The 17168-nt window shown below is 72.7% G+C and carries 15 protein-coding genes and 1 pseudogene; 8 read left to right on the forward strand and 8 right to left on the reverse strand.

From position 1 onward, the window contains the following. Positions 1-60 precede the first annotated feature (60 nt). The gene (locus OV090_RS20845) at positions 61-1134 is read right to left on the reverse strand and encodes an ADP-ribosylglycohydrolase family protein (RefSeq protein WP_267705681.1); all 1074 of its coding nucleotides are present in this window, start codon (positions 1132-1134) and stop codon (positions 61-63) included. Between OV090_RS20845 and OV090_RS20850 the strand changes: the two genes are divergently transcribed. From OV090_RS20850 to OV090_RS20860, 3 genes are all read left to right on the forward strand, one after another. Then, positions 1133-1363, forward strand: coding sequence for a hypothetical protein (locus OV090_RS20850; protein ID WP_267705683.1), 231 nt, complete (start codon positions 1133-1135; stop codon positions 1361-1363). The two genes, OV090_RS20845 and OV090_RS20850, sit on opposite strands and share 2 nt — an antisense overlap. Before the next feature lie 197 nt (positions 1364-1560). Next, positions 1561-2496, forward strand: coding sequence for a nucleoside hydrolase (locus OV090_RS20855; RefSeq protein ID WP_267705686.1), 936 nt, complete (start codon positions 1561-1563; stop codon positions 2494-2496). A gap of 209 nt (positions 2497-2705) precedes the next feature. Continuing rightward, on the forward strand, positions 2706-3557 hold the full coding sequence (locus OV090_RS20860; protein ID WP_267705688.1) for an MBL fold metallo-hydrolase: 852 nt from the start codon (positions 2706-2708) through the stop codon (positions 3555-3557). A gap of 7 nt (positions 3558-3564) precedes the next feature. On the opposite strand, the gene OV090_RS20865 is transcribed toward OV090_RS20860, so the two are convergent. From OV090_RS20865 to OV090_RS20875, 3 genes are all read right to left on the reverse strand, one after another. Beyond that, positions 3565-4401 (reverse strand): hypothetical protein, encoded by an 837-nt coding sequence (locus OV090_RS20865; RefSeq protein WP_267705690.1) that lies wholly within the window; start codon positions 4399-4401, stop codon positions 3565-3567. A 58-nt stretch (positions 4402-4459) separates the two neighbouring features. Next, positions 4460-4966 (reverse strand): GNAT family N-acetyltransferase, encoded by a 507-nt coding sequence (locus OV090_RS20870; protein ID WP_267705692.1) that lies wholly within the window; start codon positions 4964-4966, stop codon positions 4460-4462. A gap of 63 nt (positions 4967-5029) precedes the next feature. Next, on the reverse strand, positions 5030-9439 hold the full coding sequence (locus OV090_RS20875; protein ID WP_267705693.1) for a protein kinase: 4410 nt from the start codon (positions 9437-9439) through the stop codon (positions 5030-5032). A 194-nt stretch (positions 9440-9633) separates the two neighbouring features. Between OV090_RS20875 and OV090_RS20880 the strand changes: the two genes are divergently transcribed. From OV090_RS20880 to OV090_RS20895, 4 genes are all read left to right on the forward strand, one after another. Beyond that, positions 9634-10665: an aspartate-semialdehyde dehydrogenase gene (locus tag OV090_RS20880; protein WP_267705695.1), complete on the forward strand. Its 1032-nt coding sequence runs from the start codon at positions 9634-9636 to the stop codon at positions 10663-10665. Positions 10666-10672: 7 nt separating this feature from the next. Next, positions 10673-11773 carry an ATP-dependent 6-phosphofructokinase gene (locus OV090_RS20885; RefSeq protein WP_267705697.1) on the forward strand — a complete coding sequence of 367 codons (1101 nt, stop codon included), beginning with the start codon at positions 10673-10675 and terminating at the stop codon, positions 11771-11773. A 78-nt stretch (positions 11774-11851) separates the two neighbouring features. Next, the gene (locus OV090_RS20890; protein WP_267705698.1) at positions 11852-12187 is read left to right on the forward strand and encodes a hypothetical protein; all 336 of its coding nucleotides are present in this window, start codon (positions 11852-11854) and stop codon (positions 12185-12187) included. Further along, complete coding sequence (locus OV090_RS20895; RefSeq protein ID WP_267705700.1) at positions 12184-13305, forward strand: tRNA-dihydrouridine synthase family protein; 1122 nt, start codon at positions 12184-12186, stop codon at positions 13303-13305. Before OV090_RS20890 ends, OV090_RS20895 begins: the two co-directional genes overlap by 4 nt. A 126-nt stretch (positions 13306-13431) precedes the next feature. On the opposite strand, the gene OV090_RS20900 is transcribed toward OV090_RS20895, so the two are convergent. Continuing rightward, a complete protein-coding gene (locus OV090_RS20900) occupies positions 13432-13620 on the reverse strand; it encodes a DUF1328 family protein (protein WP_267705702.1) in 189 nt (62 codons plus the stop codon). Between the two features lie 947 nt (positions 13621-14567). On the opposite strand from OV090_RS20900, the gene OV090_RS20905 reads away from it, so the two are divergent. Continuing rightward, the gene (locus OV090_RS20905) at positions 14568-15365 is read left to right on the forward strand and encodes a hypothetical protein (RefSeq protein ID WP_267705704.1); all 798 of its coding nucleotides are present in this window, start codon (positions 14568-14570) and stop codon (positions 15363-15365) included. Here OV090_RS20905 and OV090_RS20910 read toward each other — a convergent pair. From OV090_RS20910 to OV090_RS20920, 3 genes and pseudogenes are all read right to left on the reverse strand, one after another. Continuing rightward, positions 15316-15789, reverse strand: coding sequence for a hypothetical protein (locus OV090_RS20910; RefSeq protein WP_267705706.1), 474 nt, complete (start codon positions 15787-15789; stop codon positions 15316-15318). The genes OV090_RS20905 and OV090_RS20910 overlap by 50 nt on opposite strands. A 317-nt stretch (positions 15790-16106) precedes the next feature. Beyond that, positions 16107-16463 (reverse strand): annotated as a pseudogene (locus OV090_RS50765) (CapA family protein); the annotation flags it as partial. Next, on the reverse strand, positions 16415-17083 hold the full coding sequence (locus OV090_RS20920; protein ID WP_267705710.1) for a CapA family protein: 669 nt from the start codon (positions 17081-17083) through the stop codon (positions 16415-16417). The pseudogene OV090_RS50765 and the gene OV090_RS20920, both read right to left, overlap by 49 nt. Between the last annotated feature and the right edge of the window lie 85 nt (positions 17084-17168).

The following is a 17168-nucleotide window of genomic DNA, read 5'->3' on the forward strand; positions in this document are numbered from 1 at the left end:
CGCCTCGCCCGCCCCATGGCCCGGGGGACATGCCTCGAAAGACATGTCATCGCCGCTCCATCACGCCCCACGCGGTCGCAGCACGCGAAGGACCCCGTGGGTCAGCACGATCGCAGTGAACTTCACGCTGCGCAGCAGCAGGGCCGGCCAGGAGATCGGCAGCGGCCCCTCGTCGCTGCGGGCAGGGCGCTGGCCGAAGCAGCGGGCCAGGCGGTCGCCAAGCCGGGAGATCCACGCGACCGAGCGCGGCGCCTCGTGCAGCCCCGACAGCCACGGCGCCGGGATCGACCCGGGACCGCCGGCCGCGCCCGCCAGCCCGCCGACGATCGCCGCCACTGTGTCGGTGTCCCCGCCGAGGCGCACCGCCAGCTCGACCGCAGCGCCCACGTCGCGCGGCGCGCTCGCCCAGCAGTACAGCGCCACCGGCACCGTGTGGTGGATGTAGCCCGACACGCCGTGCACCTGTCCCAAAGAGCAGGCGAACGCCTCCGCCGTCTCGCCGCGCTCCAGGTGCGCCGCCGCCAGCGCCAGCGCGGTCGCCAGCTCGCGGTCGTCGGTCGCCTCCGCCAGCGCCGACAACAGGCCCGCGGGGTCGTCGGCCGCGTCGTCGTACACGATCGCCGCGGCCGCGCGCGCGACCGCCAGCGCCCCGGCGAGCGCCCGCGGATCGGCGTGGGTCATGCGCGTCGAGCGGGCCACGAACATCTCGAGCCGCACCGGGTCGTCGCCCACACACACGCCGAGGATCGCGGCCCGCATCGCCGGCCCGTTGCCCGCCGAGTCGACCCCGCTGCGCTCCGGCGACCACCCGAGCCACAGCCGCACCAGCGCGCGCAGCGTGCCCCAGCCGACGCTGGCAGGCAGGCCGAGCAACCACCCGCGCAGCCGCCACGCGAGCGAGCGGGCGAACGCGCGGGAGTCGTCCGGCGCGGCCAGCAGCGCCTGCCCAGTCATGCACGCGTGCTCGGTGTCGTCGCTGATCATCCCCCGCGCGCCGATCAGCGCGTGTCGCAGCGGCCCCGCGCCGACCGCCGCGCCGACCCGCGCCCGCGACAGACCTTCCCACGGCAGGCCGATCGCGTCCCCCACCGCACCCCCGAGCAGGCAGCCGACGATCGCGTCTCTCAACTCCATGCGCACCTCCGGCTCGCTCCACAGCAATTCGCGAGCCACGTCCTCGCGCGACCGCTCGTGGACAGGACGTCACGAGCTCACGCGCATCGCCGCCGCCGCGTGCCATCGTGACGCGGCGCAGCGCCGCGACCATCCGGGCCTCGGCCGCATACCCATCATCGCGGCGCCCTCTTTCCTCGTCGCGCCGACGCTCGCGGCCGCTGACAATTCGTCGCGCAGACCCGCCTGACAATTCGTCGAAATCGATGACCCGAGCCAGCGCAACTTGTCCCGCGACCGAGTGACCCGAGCCCGATCACCCGCACCGCGGACGTCACCCGCGCTCGATCGCCCGGTCCCCAGGCGGTTCACGCTCGCGCCCGGCGGCCTCACGTTGCGCTTCTGAGCCCGCACCGGCATCATCCTCGGCCGCGAAAGCGAGGCCCGATGATCGACGTGGTTTGGGACATGGAGACCGGAGATCCGGACGACTTCCTCACGCTGCTGCTGCTGCTCGGTCACCCGCAGGTCAACCTCAAGGCCGTCGCGGTCACGCCCGGTACGCCCGATCAGGTCGGCGTCGTCCGCCGCGCGCTCGAATGGTTCGGCCGCGACATCCCGGTCGGCGCGCACAACCTCGATCATCAGCCGCGCTCGGTCCGCGAGCAGGGCGACCCCGGCGAGGGCCGGCACGGTCCGCGCGGCGTGTGCGTGTCCTCGTGGCACTACAAGGCCTACGGCGACATCCCGTCGTCGCGCGACGCAGCGCCCGGCGGCGAGGTCCTGCACGCGCACTGCGACGAATCGACCACCCTCGTCACCGGCGCGCCGCTCAAGAACCTCGGCGCAGCCATGCGCCTGCCGAACTTCCGCGTCGGGCGCCTCGTCGTCCAGGGCGGCTTCGCCGGCGAGGGCGTGGTCCCGCCCGAGCGCCAGCTCGACAAGTTCCGCGGCCTCGTCACCTGCCCGACCTACAACCTCAACGGCGACCCGCGCTCGGCCGAGGCCGCGCTCGTCCACCCGGGCATCGGCGTGCGCCGCTTCGTCTCCAAGAACGTGTGCCACGGCGTGTACTACGACGCCGACATGCACTCCGCCGTGGCCGCGGTGAAGCACCGCAGCCCGTCGCTGCAGCGGATCTGGCAGGGCATGGAGGTCTACCTCGACAAGTCGCCCGAGGGTAAGAAGTTCCACGATCCGCTCGCGGCCTGCTGCGCGATCGACGAGGCGATCGGCGAGTGGGCCGAGGTCGAGCTGTTCCGGGCCCGCGGCGGCTGGGGCTCACGCCCGAGCCCGGGCTCGAACACGTGGATCATCACCGGCTACGACCACGACCGCTTCGTGCGCACGCTGCTGGCCGCGGGCGCCGAGCCTGCTGTCTGAAAGGACAGGTCGCCGATCCTCGCGCGCTCTCCTCCGTGTCACGCTCACGGGCCGACGACCGCGCGAGATGACCTGACCTCACACGCCGGGCCGACGACCTCGCGATAGGCCGCAACCTCGCCCCCACCTCCTCCTCCCGCCGTCACCGCCCCTTCGCGCCCGGCCTCGCGTGACCCTCGCGCGGCCTGGCGTGCTACAACGCCAGCAGCGTGGAGGTCGCGCGCACCACACACGGGCCCTTCGAGCGGCTGTCGTTCGCCTTCGACACGCCGACCGGTCGCAGCCAGCACTCCGTCTACCGCCTCGGCGACACCTTGATCGACGCGGGAGGCACGGTCGCCACGGCAGAGCTGCTCGCGCTCCTGCGCGGACGACCGCCGCGGCGGATCGTCTGCACTCACCAGCACGAGGATCACGTCGGCAACATCGCCGCGATCCGCCGCGCCTTCGGCGACCTGCCGGTGTTCGTCCCGCGCCATCACGTCCCGATCGTCACCACGACCGCGCGGATCCCCGAGTACCGCGCCATCTTCTGGGGCCACCCCGAGCCCAGCGGCCCCGTCGAGCCGTACGACCCCGGGGCCGTCTTCGAGGACAGCTCCGTCGCCCTCGAGGCGGTCCTCACCCCCGGCCACACCCCCCATCACATCACCTTCGTCGCCCGCGACGGCGCCGCCACCTACGCCCTCACCGCCGACCTCTACACCTCGCGCCCGCTCGAGGGCTGGTTCGAGTCGGCCGCCGACGACATGGTCGCCTCCCTGCGCCGCATCGCCGCCCGCGCCCCCGACCTCGTCGTGTTGCCGACCCACGGCAGGATCAAGCCCGACGGCGCACGTGTCCTTTCGGACATGGCCGAGTGGATCGAGCGCGAGGCCGAGCGGGTCCGCGAGGCCGCCGACCGCCTCGACACCCGCGACCCGCGGGCCCTCGCCGCCGCCCTCTACGAAGGCCTCGGGCCCGACATCGCCGACCTCGGCTCCGGCGGCGAGATCTCCCGCGCCGGCTTCGTGCGCTCGATCCTCCGCCCGAACCGCGGCCTGCCCGTCACTCCGCCGTGAGCTTCGCTCACCGCCGCGGGTCGCGGATCGACAGGATCTGGATCCGGTCGTCCTCCTGCATCAGCTCGACCTTCATCAGCCGCACCGACCGCTCGCAGTTCAGGTGGATGAACGTGCCGCGCACGCTGACGAGGTCGGGCTCGCCGAGCGAGCAGTCGCCGTGCTTCGAGCGCACGTCGAGCAGGAACCGGCGGATCTTCTCCTCCTCGAACTTCTCGCTGAAGCTGCGGCGAAACAGCGCCGGGTCCCACTGGTCGTACAGCCGCATCACCGTCTCGGCGGCCTCGCGCACCGGCTCGGCCAGCTCGATGCCCCGCGCGGCCATCATGAGGCCGGGGATCTTGCCGGTCTCCGGCGACAGGGAGAACTGCGCCTCGAGCTGTCCGTGCTCGCACGTGTAGCGGTAGCGCACCGCGTCGTCCTTCACCATCATCGGCTCGCCGGCCCCGCACTCGCCCACGCGGGCCCGCAACCACTGCACCCACTCCTCCAGGCCTGCCGACGGTCTTTCGAAGAGACCCGCGGCCGCGTCGAGGTCGAACTCGTTGAACAGCGCGATCACCTGCCCCGCCACCTGCGCCTGCTCGTGACTCGGCGGCTGCGGCACCTGCGACAGCAGCTCGACGAGCCCCTCCGTAAAGCCAGCCAGCCTGCGATTCAATAATGGGGAGACATCCCCGGCCTCCGTCACCGTGCCATGCGCCGAGTGTGATTCGGTCTCGGCTCGCGGGCCCGCGCCCTCGGTCGTCGAGCCATCGGCCGTCGACGGTGCTCCGCCGGCGAAGAAGATCGCCAGCCCGATCCCGACCAGAGACATCACGAGCAAAGTCAGACGTAAGCGCATATTCGTTTTTAAAAGATATCCGATGTCATCGCTGGCCACGAGCCCAGGCCGCGCGAGCTCAGACCGGTCGGGCCATGAACGTCCGCCGGCTCTCGTCGAGCCCGCGGGCCACATGCTCTTGCCGGATCTCCGCGAGACCCTCGGTCAGCGCAGCGTCGGCGATGTCCACGAAGCCCAGGCGCCGGTAGTACGGCGCGTTCCATGGCACGTCGCGGAACGTCGACAGCGTCAGGCGAACCAGGCCGATCAGACGCGCCTGTTCGGCGGCCGCGTTTAGCAGCGCCGCGCCGATTCGCCGACGCTCGAACGCCGGCAGGACATCGATCTGCTCGATGTAGAGGCCGTCCTCGACGGGCCGGAACATCACGAACGCCACCGGAGCGCCCTCGCACTCGGCCACCAGCAGCCCGCCGCTGGCGATCCGCGCCGCCAGCACTGCCGCGGGCGAGGGCTCGTCGTCCACCAGCTCGTCCATGATGCCGACGAAGCGCCGGGCCGACGCGCGTTCGATGGCGCGGACCGCCTCGATCTCGGCGAGGCGGACGGGGCGGATCGCGTAGGTCATATTCACGTCTCTCGTATCAGGGACTGGGGTTCGGGATCCACCGAAGCACCGGCCGCCTCGCTCTTACAGTCCCACGAGCGCGGCCAGCTCGGGTCGGGCGCGGACGATGTCTTCGACCAGCAGCGGCATGTCCGACGCCGCTCGCGCCGCCGCGACGTGCTCCGCCGCGCCCGTGCGATTGCCCTCCTCGGCCGCCAGCGACGCCAGGTCGAGCAGCAGCATGCTCGCGCGCAGCGACACTGCCAGGTCGGCGCGGCGGTACAGCTCGAGCGCGCGGCTGAAGTCCTCGCGCGCCGCGGCCGGACGGCCCGCGCGGCGTTGCAGGCGGGCCCGCCAGCTCAGCAGGTCGCCCGCGCGGGTCATCGCCGCAGCCCCGCTGCCGACCGGCGCCAGCCGCTCCGCCGCCAGGCCTGACAGCATGTCCAAAAAGCCAGGTGCCACCCGCGGGTCGCCCTCGTGATTGACCGCGGTGTTGCGCCACGCCTCGGCCAGCAGGTCGAGGTAGCGCGGCTCCGAGATGGCCCGAAGGACAGGTCCGACCTCCGCGTGGTAGCCGCGCAGCAGCGTGTGCAGCGACGCGCGGGCCGCCGCGTCCTCGCTGTCGAGCAGCGCCTGCCACAGCGGCAGCGCCTCACCGGCGCGTCCGGTGCGGACCAGCAGCAACGCCTGCAGCGCCTGCTCGCGCGGCCCGGCCGGCCCGGCAGCGGTCAGCGCCGCCACCGCGTCGCCCTCGACCGCCGCCGCCAGCAATCGCGCGCGCTCCGGATCGCCCGCGGCCGGCTCGACGATCCGCGCCCCGCGGATCGCCACGTGATGCACCTGCGCCGCCAACCACGCCGGCACGTCGGCCCCGGCGCGCAGGCGCAGCCGATAGCGCCCCGGCGGCCCCAGCCGCGTCGGCAGCGGCTCTCGCAGCGTCCGCGACTCGTCGCGCTCGAGGTCCGTCAGCGCGCAGCCGAACTCGCCCAGCGGCGCCACCGCGAACGCCCGCAGCCGCGCCCGCGAGCGCACCGCCGGGTTCGGGCTCAGCAGCGACGGCGTGTGATTGACGTAGTGCACCTGCCCGCCCGCCTGGCACTTGTACTCGCGCAGCGTCGGCTGACCGCCGCGGCTGGTCCCGTGGGTCGACACCCCGAGCCGCAGCACCGGCCGGTCCGGCTCGGCCTCGGGCGCCAGCTCGAGCACCAGGTGCGAGCTCCACTCGCTGTGCTCGACAGTGAGATCGATGCTCAGATCGATCGTCTCGCCGTCCCACTCGAGCGGCAGCTCGGCCAGCACCCCCGCGCTGGCGGTGCGGATCTCCAGCGCCTGCTCGAGCGGCCTCCGGCGCAGCGCCAGCGGATCGCCGATCGTCCACGCCGGCGCCAGCGGCCGGTCGAAGCCGATGTCGATCGGCGGGTGCTCGTAGGTCGCCCGCACCAGCCGCTCGCGCTGCCCCAGCAGCTCGGCCGCCTCGCTCGCGGCCAGCCCCGGCCGCGTGCGCAACGACTCGAGCGTCCGCAGGGCCCGGTCGTACTCGCCGAGCCGCAGGTGCGAGCGGAACGCCCCCTGCAGCGCCGCGGTCGCGTCCGTCCCCTCGCCTGCCTCGTCGTACAGCGACAGCGCGGCCCCGTCGTCGCCGAGGCGCTCGCGCAGGCTCGCCGCGTCGAGCAGCGCCCGCTCGCGCAGCTCCCCCGGCGGGCTGCGTCGCGCCAGCGCCTCGTAGGCCTCGGCGGCCTCGGCCAGCAGACCCAGCCGGCGTAGATCGTCGGCCCCGGCGAACGCCCGCCGCAGCGCAGCGTCGCTCACGGATGATCGATCGGACATGTCCTCCAAGACAGGCCCACGCATTGCCAGGCGCTCCTCGCCGGCCCCGAGCAGCCACAGCTCGGCCGCCCCGGTCGGCGCCTGCACTCGCGCCAGCAGCTCCTCCGCGCGGTCGTCGTCGAGCTGCGCCAGCCGCAGCACCTCGATCCCGTCGAGCACCGCCGGCACGAACCCGCCGCGCTCGTCCTGCAGCTGGATCACCGAGTGGAAGGACCCGCGCTCGTAGTAGTGATTGACGAAGTCGCCGCGGCCGTCGCCGTCGACGTCGCCGGCCAGCGGCTGGCCGTGGACCCCGTCGGCCCGCGCGCCCTCGTGCGCGCGCACGAACGGCACGTGAGCGCGGCGCACCAGCCCGTCGCCGGCCAGCGCAAGCAGGTACGTCCCCGTCGGTGCGCCATGCGGCTCGTCGGCGGGGAACACCAGCGGGTTGGGCTCGCGGTGGAACACCTCGGCGACCACCCGCGCCTCGCCCTGGCCCGTGCGCAGCGCCCCCAGCCCGAACACCTGGCCGATCTTGTCGCGCGCCACCGTCACCAATTCGCCGGTCCCCGGCGCCAGCCGGAGCACGCGCACGTCGTAGGCCCGCCAGCCGCCGAACGCCGCCACCAACTCGTCGCGCCCATCGCCGTCGAGGTCGGCGACGAGCATCGAGTTGACGACCGACTCGACGCTGTCGCCGACGTCGTACACGACGCGGTGAGTGAAGCCGCCGCCTCCATCAGGAACGAGGCTGGAGATCTGGCACGAAGTACCTGTCCCGACGTACAGTTCGCGGACGCCGTCGCCGTCGAGGTCGGCCGCCGCCGCGGAGAACATCTGGTCTTCGGGCCAGGTGAAGACCCGCTCGAGCCCACCGCCCGGCTTCGCGGTGTACAGCGCCAGGCCGTCCTCCCACGCGATCGCCTGGCCGGCCAGCGGGTCGACCACCTCGACGCGGTTCGTCCCGTCCGGGAACGCGTGCTGCCACTTCGGCGTCAGCGCGGCGTCGGCGGTCGCCGCGTGCAGCACCGGCGCGCCGGCCCCCTGCGCGAGCAGCCACACCTCGTCACCGACGCGCCCGAACACCTGCCGCACGTCGGTGAACGCGGTGTGATGGGCCGTCGCCAACGCCTCCGCCAGCGCCGCTTTGGGCCCGACCAGCCGGCTCGCGGCCGCGGCGAAGTCGCGGCGTGCGAGCGCGACGTCGCCGCGCACCGACGCCAGGGTCAGGTCGCCCGCGGCCTCCGGGTGGCGCTCGTCGAGCAGCGCCAGCACCTGCGCCAGGCCGTCCCACGCCAGCTCGGCGCGGAACAGCCCGACCAGCCCGAGCAGCGCCTCGCGGCTGTCCTTTGGGTCATGTGCCAGCGTGAACGCGCGCGCGTGGGCCGAGATCGCCGCCCGCGGGTCGCCGTCCTCGCTGCGGCGGGCCGCCTCGGCCAGCCACGCGCGGGCGATCGCCCGTGTGTCCTTGTGGACAGGTTCCTCGAGGAAGCCGGCGAACAGCCGCTCGGCCGCCGCGCGGTCGTGGTCCGCCCGCGCCTCGGCGATGCGCGCCTCGAGCTCGGCCAGCGCCGCCGCCGCGTCCTCCTCGCGTTGCTCGCGGCGCCAGCGTTGCTGCAGCCCCTGCCACAGCAGCGCGCCCGCGATCACCACCGCCGCGGTCACCGCCACGACCGCGACCACCCGCAGCCCGCGTCGCCGCGTCGCCCCCGGGTCGTGGTCGAGCGCGGCCAGCAGCGCCGCCATGTCGGGGAACCGCGCTTCTGGCCGAAAGGACAGGCCGCGCCGCAGCGCCGCGGAGATCGTGGCCGGGACCGCCAGCGCCCGGGGGCTCGACTCGAGCGTCGCGTGCGAGATGGCCGCCAGCACCTCGGTCGCGTGGCCGCCGGAGAACGGTCGCACCGCGTGCAGCGCCTCGTAGACCGCGGCGCAGAAGCTGTACTGGTCGGAGCGCGCGTCGGCCTGGCGACCCAGCCACTGCTCGGGCGACATGTACGCCGGCGTGCCGAGGATCGCCCCCGTGCGCGTCAGCAGCTGCTCCGTGCTGCTGAGCGGCGTCCCCGGCCGCGTCGGCGGCGGCTCGCCGCGCGCGGCCACCAGACCGAAGTCCAGCACGCGCGCGCGGCCGTCGGCGCCGACCAGCACGTTGTCGGGCTTGAAGTCGCGGTGGACAAGGCCGGCCGAGTGCGCCGCCTGCAGCCCGCGGCCGGCGTCGATCAGCGCCGGCAGCAGCTCGTGCCAGCGCGCCCCCGCCTCGCGCCGCGCCTCGATCCACGCGCGCAGCGTCGGCCCGTCGACGTACTCCATGGCGATGAAGACCTGGCCGTCGCTCTCGCCGACGTCGTGGATCTGCACCACGTTGGGGTGCGACAGCTTGGCCAGCGCCTTGGCCTCGCGCAGCACTCGCGCCAGCAGGTGGGCGTCGTCGCGGTCGCTGCGGACCATCTTGATGGCGACGATGCGGTCGAGCAGCTCGTCGTAGGCGGTGTAGACCACGCCCATCCCGCCGCGGCCGAGCACGCGCAGCAGGGTGAAGCGACCGAGGCGGATGTCGGCGGGCAGCTCGTCGTGCGTCGCGTTGCCCGGCTTCGGCGAGCCCTCGCTCGTCAGCGTATCGGCCTGGCTGATACGCGACGGCTCTCCCGAGGCCGGCCGGGCCTCGGCGGTGTCACTCACCCGCTCGCTCACCCGGCGAGTATGCCCGTCCACGGCGACGCGCTGAAAGTCGGAGCTCTCGGGCGGGCGCCGGGCGGGCGCCCTCAATATGTCTTTTTCGACATGTCTTTCGGGTCACATGTCCGACGACCGTCCGCACGGCCTCGGCGGGCCGTTCCCCGCGGAGCGCGCGCGGGTGGGCGACCCGTGTTACACTGCCGCGCACAATGCGGGTCTGCATCCTCGGCGCCACCGGCCTCGTCGGCCGCGAGCTGCTCCACCTCATCCCGCGCGCCTGGCCGGGCGCGCAGCTCGCCCTCCACGCCAGCCGCGACCAGGAGCTCGAGGTCGACGGCCGCCGCTTCGAGGTCAAGGCGGCGAACCACCTCGACGCGGTCGACGCGACCGGCGGCGAGCTGGCGTTCGTCGCGCTCGACGACGAGCACAGCGCCCGCTACGTGCCGCGGCTCCTGGCCCTCGGTTATCGGGTGATCGACAAGTCCAACGCCTACCGCGGCGACCCGGCCGTCCCGCTGGTGGCCGCCGGCGTCAACGACGGACTCGTCGCCGACGAGGTCCGACTGGTCGCCAACCCCAACTGCACCACCATCCCGCTGACGCTCGCGCTCGCCCCGCTGCGCCGCCACTTCGGCATCCGCGGGCTCGCGGTCTCCACCTACCAGGCCATCAGCGGGGCCGGCATCGCCGCCCTCGACCAGTTCCTGCTCGACGCCCAGGTCGGCTACGCCGCGCACAACCGCCTGGGTGCCGCCTTCTCGCCCTCGGGGTACGCAGGCAACACGGTCCCGCACAACGGCAAGACCGACGACAGCGGCTTCTCCGCCGAGGAGCGCAAGCTCATGATCGAGAGCAGCAAGATCCTCGCCTTCGCCGACCTACCGATCTCCGCCCAGGCCTGCCGCGTCCCCGTCGCCGTCGGCCACTACGAGCAGGTCTGGCTGACCTGCGAGCGGCCCGTCACGCTCGACGCCGTGGCCACCGCGTGGGCCGGCGGCGCCTTCCTCCGCGTCGTGCCCACCGCCGACGGCGCCGGCCTGTCCGCGCTCGCCACCGTGCACGAGCGCGACCTCGCTCTGGTCGGCCGCGTCCGCGTCGTCCCGCACGACCCGACCACCGTCTGCTTCACCGTCGCCGCCGACAACCTGCGCCTCGGCGCCGCCACCAACGCGGTGCGGATCGCCGCCCGCTGGTTCCCCGCCGTCGACCCCACCCTGCAGGCCCCGGGCAACCTGCCCTGAAGGACAGATGACGACCACTCCGCGCAAGCTGGCGATCGCGACCGGGGGCGGCGACTGCCCCGGCCTCAACGCGGTGATCCGCGCCGTCGTCCTGCGGGCCCACGCCGCCGGCCTCGAGGTGCTCGGCGTCGAGGACGGCCTCAACGGCCTGCTCGAAGGGACAGGTGCCACGGTGCGCGCGCTGACCCCCGTCGAGGTCGCGCCGATCCTCGGCCGCGGCGGCACCGTGCTCGGCACCACCAACCGCTGCAGCCCGTTCGCCTGGCGCGACCCCGACGGCTCCACGCGCGACCGCGGCGACGAGCTGCTGGCGCGGGCCCAGGCGCTCGGCATCGACGTCCTGATCAACGTCGGCGGCGACGGCTCGCAGGCGATCTCGCTCGAGCTGACGCGCCGCGGCCTGACGGTCATCGGCGTGCCGAAGACGATCGACAACGACCTCGACGCCACCGTCGAGACGTTCGGCTTCGGCACTGCGGTACAAGTCGTCACCGACGCGCTCGACCGCCTGCGCACCACCGCCGAGTCGCACGACCGCACCATGATCCTCGAGGTCATGGGCCGCCACGCCGGGTGGATCGCCCTGCACAGCGGGATCGCCGGCGGCGCCGACGTCATCCTCATTCCCGAGCTCCCCTACGCGCCCGCTCACGTCGCCCGCGACCTCCAGCGCACCCTCGCCAGCGGCCGCCACTTCGCCCTCGTCGTCGTCGCCGAGGGCTGCGCCTGCATCGGCGGCGAGGTCACGCAGCGCCCGGTCGCCTCCGGTCGCCTCGGCCCGTCGTCGATCCTCGGCGGCGCCGGCCAGCGCGTGGCCGAGGAGATCGCCGCCATCGTCCCCGAGCTCGAGCTCCGCGTCACCGCGCTGGGTCACATCCAGCGCGGCGGCACGCCCACCGCCTACGATCGCCTGCTCGCCAGCCGCCTCGGCGTCGAGGCCGTCGAGGCCGCCTTGCGCGGCGAGCGGAGCGTGCTCGTCTCGTCGCAGCCGCCCGACATCCGCACCGTGCCGCTCGAGCTCGCCGTCAAGAAGATGCGGGCAGTCGACCCACAGGGCCAGCTCGTCGCCCACGCCCGCGGCCTTGGCATCAGTTTCGGCGACGCCTGATCGGCCCGCGCCCGACGATCGGCCGATGCGCGATCTTGGTTGCGGGCCGACGCAAGCCGCGCCATCCTCCCGCCTCCCATGGACGGAATCAGTCAGGCGATCCTCGAGCACGCGGACGGTGCCGGCAACCGCGGCGTGGCGATGGGTCAGCTGGTCGACGCGCTGGTCGGCCGCGGTTACACGGCCGAGGCGGTCGAGCAGGCGATCTGGGCCCTGCTCGGCGCCCGTCGCCTGACGCCGAGCGGCTTCCTCTGCCGGCAGCTGCGCCGCCGCGACCCCTTCGGGGAGATGGTGCAGACCCGCTGCTACGAGCTCTTGCTGGCCCCGTGGTCGAGCGAGCTCGACCACCAGCTCGACCTCGACCTCGCCACCGACGAGGCCGAGGTCGACGACGAAGACGACCCCGCGCGATGACCATCGGGGCCTGCGAGCGCTTCGCCGCCGACCCCGGCCAGCGCGTCGCCGAAGCTGTCCTCGAGGACATGCGACGCGACAGCGCCGCTCGCTGGTCCGCGACCTGGGGCGAGCGCCACCGCGTCGCCCCGCGTCCCGGCGAGCCCGGCCTCTACCTCGCGCTCGCGCCGATGGACGGCATCACCGACGCGGTCTACCGCCGCCTGCTCACCGACCAGTTCGGCGGCCGCAGCGGCATCAGCCTGTGCGTGTCCGAGTTCGTGCGGGTCACCCGCGACCCGGTGCCCGCGGCCGTGCTGCTGCGCGACGTCCCCGAGCTCGCCCACGGCGGCCACACCCGCGCCGGCGTCCCGGTGTACGTGCAACTACTGGGCGGCGACCCCGAGCCGCTGGCCGAGACGGCCCGCCGCGCCGCCGAGCTCGGCGCCCCCGGCATCGACCTCAACTTCGGCTGCCCGGCCAAGACCGTCAACAACCACGACGGCGGCGCCAGCCTGCTGCGCGCGCCGCAGCGGATCCGTGCGATCGTCGGCCGCGTCCGCGACCGCGTCCCCGAGCACATCCCGGTCACCGCCAAGGTCCGCGTCGGCTGGGACTCGAGCGACGGCCTCGAGGAGATCGCAGTCGCCGCGGCCAGCGGGGGCGCCGCCTGGCTCACCGTGCACGCCCGCACCCGCGCCCAGCTCTACCAGCCGCCGGTGCGCTGGCCCGACCTCGCCCGCGCCCGCGCGGCCATCGCGATCCCCGTGGTCGCCAACGGCGACCTGCGTGTCCCCGAGGACCTGTCCCATTGCGCAGCCCAGAGCTGCTGTCACGCCTTCATGATCGGCCGGGCGGCGATGGCCCGTCCCGACCTGTTCGCGGTCATCCGCGGCGCGCGCCAGGACCGACCGCTGCCGCTCGCCGAGCTGGCCGAAATCCTGCGCGACTACCACGCCGCGATGCGCGACGACGGGCTGGAGCCGGGCCGCGCGGTGGCCCGCGTCAAACAATGGCTGCGCCTGGCCGCCCAGCTCGACCCTCGCTTCGAGCCTCACTTCCACGCGACCAAGATCGCCGCCGCCTGGCCGCCCATCGCCGCCCACCTGGACGGCATGGCCGACGCGACCACGACGTAAAAAACCCCGCGCAGGCCGTGTGTCGAGTCCTGCCTGCGCGGGGGTGCTGCGTCTGCTTGTCGAACGAATGGAAGTTTTACAATGCGGCGCCGCGAGGGACGCGACGTCGCGCAGGAGTCAGCGCTGTCACCAGCCCCGGAAGAACCCGAGGACCAGGGTGACGAGGGCGGCGAACAGGAACACCAGGAACAGCATGCGCGCCATCCCGGCTGCCGTGGTCGCCGTGACCTTCGGGGCGGTACTCGTGTATCCCGAGAACCCCAGCGCTCCTGCGAGGAGCGCGAGCGTCAAGAAGCTGACCGTCCAGATGAGCATTCCTCGCCTCGCGTCTTCGCACTTTTCATGAAACGGTCCGCCGTACCTGTCAAGCGCGCTACCGAACTCGAGTCACTCCCGTCGCACCCGGCGCGCCACGCGATGCCCCCTGACGCATTCTTGATGTTCGATGCGCCATGCCCGTTGGAACCTGGCCCTGCGATCCACTCGCGCCCGCCGGCCGCTCGACGCGTCGAACCGCTCGATCCTCGTCGATCGCGACGTCCCGCTCCTAGCATCGTCTCGCCTGCTCGCTGCGAGGATCGCCGCGTCTTGCTCGCGCTGCGAAGCTCGTCGCCGTCGATGCGTCGCACCGTCTTCAATGCTCACGCTCGAAGATCGTCGCGCCTCGATGCATTGCACCGCGGAGATGTCGCGTCCTCGCTTCGCTGATTGCCGGCTGCGCCTCGCGAGGGGCACGGCCCAACCGTGAGAAGCCGACCCGCCGCCTCGGCTCCGATGTCGGCTGTCCTTTGAAGCAGATCGTCGGCGCCTGTTCGACGGCTGGGGCCGGCCGCCGAACAGACGCTTTCTCCCGTCATTACGGCCGGTCCTTCGCCCGACGATTTATCCCGGCGCTCGCCGGCTCGAGCGCTCCAGGCCGTGCCCCCCGGTAACAGCCTCAAGAACCGCCGCCTCGGCTCCGATGTCGTCTGTCCTTTGAGGCAGATCGTCGGTGCCTGTTCGACGGCCGGGGCCGGCCGCCGACAGACTTCCTGCCCGGACGACTCCTCGCGGCGAACCGGCCGAGTCGTCGCGCCGCCCGGTCGCCTTGCGATCCGCTTCGATCGCCCGCCGTGCCAGCTCGTGCTCGCTGCAACAGGCTCAAGCACGCGGTCGCCTGAGCGTGCTTGCGGCTCGCAATACCTTGCGCATAGATCGAGCCCGGAAAGGATCGCCGAGCGATGGACCGATCATGTGAGCGCGGGGCTCGTGTCTTTTCGACCATGTGCCGTGAGATCGGCGTCCTCGCGCTGGCGTCGCTGTCCGGCCTCGTGGGCGCGCCGGGGCCCACGGCGGCGTCTCCAGTTCCGAAGCTCGACGACCTCGACGCGGAGGCGTGCTACACCCACCAGCAGGTCCCGCCGCTCGGCATCGTCGAGGAGCAGAGCCAGCGGTTTGTCGATGTCGACGAGCAAGGCCGCGTGCTCGTCGACGCGGTCCCGGCGTTCGGCGCGGCGTGGGAGGCGGGCGAGACCGCGTTCACTGCGTTCCTGTGGGACGGATTGAATTCGCAGCCGCTCGTGCCGGACGGTTTTTTCCAGACCGCGGGCCTGGCGATGAACGAGCGCGGCGAAGTCCTGCTGCTGGCGACCGACATTCCGGGCGCTGGCACCATCAGCGACCTACGCGCGCCCGACTGGACGCATGCGGTGATCTGGAAGGACGGCGAGGTGGTTGCGTCCATCCCCGCGCCCGGCGGGACGATCTTCGAGTGGGGCCAGATCAACGCCCATGGTCACGCCATGCTGAGTACGCCCCCTCTCGCCAGCGGCATCGACTGGCGGCCCCGGACGTACCTCTGGCGCGAAGGCGTCGTCACCGCGCTGGGCGAGGGCTATGCGCTCGAGTTCAACGACGCGGACCACATCGCCGGCTACAGCTACGAGCACCCGGCTTTCCTTCGCTGGCGGGAGGGTGAACGGCAAGTGCTCGCCGCGGATTGCCCGTCCGAGACATTCCGACCGGGGGGGGCTACCGCATCTCAATCGTCCCGGGCAGATCGCAGCGACCTTCGAATGTGACGGCGAACCCAGAGCGATGCTTTGGGCTGGAGACGAGGTGCTCGAGCTGCCGACGCTCGCCGGGGCTGTCATGATGATCAGGGATCTCAATGACCACGGGCAGATCGTCGGCTTGGTCCCCCGCGGCGGTCACTACGTGCCCGTACTCTGGGACGGCGGCCCGCTCGTCGAGGTCACGCTCCCGGTCGGCGCAAGCAAAGGCGAGCTCGAGGACATCAACGAACAGGGCCGCTTCCTGGGCGCCGCCTACGGAACCGACGCGAGCGTCGGCCTCGTGTTCGTCGGTGACGCCCACGGCACGCACGAGCTCGAGTTCGAGTGGCCGCCGGGAGCGCGGCTGGGCCGCGGCGAGATCAACGAGTCCGGCCTCGTCGCCGCCGCCATCGTCGCCGGCGAGTCGGACGTGCGCACGGAGGTCTGGCACCCTGCACCATCCCGCCGGGATCGAGCAGCAAGAGCGATTGACCGACGCCCCTCGCGTGAGCTTCACGAGCCGCAGTCGCCCCGCAGCACCAGGTCTTCGCCGCTCGCCTCGAGCTTCGTCCCTTGCGCCTCGCTGAGCGACAGCATGCGCGCGCGCACCGTCTTGCCCATCCCCTTCGTCGCCGGCACCGGGTGCTTGCTCGGCGTCCGTTTAATATAGGCAGGGTGGAACGTCAGCGCCTCGAGGCACGACTTCCCGGAGAAGCGCGCCCGCAGCACCCCGGTGAGGCGGGGGACCTCGTGCGTGTTTTCAAACAGGAAGTTGCCCAGCGAGTACGCGATCGCCTTCTTCCCGTATTGCTCGATGCCCTGCAGCACGTGCGGATGGTGCCCCACCACCAGATCTGCCCCACGGTCGAGCAGCGCTCGCGCCTGCCGCTGCTGATGGGCCCCGGGAGCGTCGGCGTACTCCTCGCCCCAGTGGACGAACACAACTAAAAGATCGTGAGTCGCTCTGGCGCCGTCGATCAGCGGCCCGAGCGTCGTCTCAAAATCGTTGGTCGACAGGAACGGCAGCTCGGGCGTGTCCGGGAACTGCGGCGCGTTGCGGCGCGACGTCACCGCGATCAGCCCGATCTTCCACCCGCGACGCTCGAAGGACTCGACGCGGAACACCGGCGGCTCGCTGCGCGACGCCCCGAGCGCACGATCCCCAGCTCCTCGAGGATCTTCGGCGACTGCAGCAAACCCTCGGCCCGCTGGTCGAACGAGTGGTTGTTCGCCAGGCTGAGCGCCGCGAACCCACCGTCGACCAGGTGCTGCGCCATCGCCTTCGACGCCCCGAACGCGAATTTGGCCCCGATCGGGCTCTTCACCGGCAGCTCGTACACCAGCGGCGTCTCGAGGTTGCCGATCAGCAGGTCGCTGCGCATCGTATTTAAAATGTCGTCGAACGGCCGCTCGCCCTCGCCGACGATCGCGTCGAAGCCCGCAGTCCGGTAGCGGCCGAAGATGATGTCACCGACGAAGGTGATCTCGAGCGGCTCGCGGGCCACCGCCGGGGCCACCGCCACGGGCTCGGGCCCCGCGTCTTCCTTGATGTCCTCGAGGACAGGTTCATCCGTACGCCGCGGCTCCACCGGGCGGCTGTCCTCCGGGACAGGTGACTGAGCCACAGTCGGCGACGTCGGCTGGGCCACCGTCGCGCTGTCCCGCCCTGCCCCCGAGCACGCCGACAGCCCCGGGACGGAGGCGAGAGCGACGAGAGCAGCGACGACGCGAACCAGTCCGGGCACGGCGGGCGGAGTTACGCCCAAACCTCTGGCCGAAGCAAGAGATCGACGCTTGCGCCATCCTCGCCGCCTCTGCCGTGCAGGCCGT

Origin of the sequence: Nannocystis sp. RBIL2, from assembly GCF_026626745.1 — a bacterium.
In the GTDB taxonomy this organism is placed as follows: domain Bacteria; phylum Myxococcota_A; class Polyangia; order Nannocystales; family Nannocystaceae; genus Nannocystis.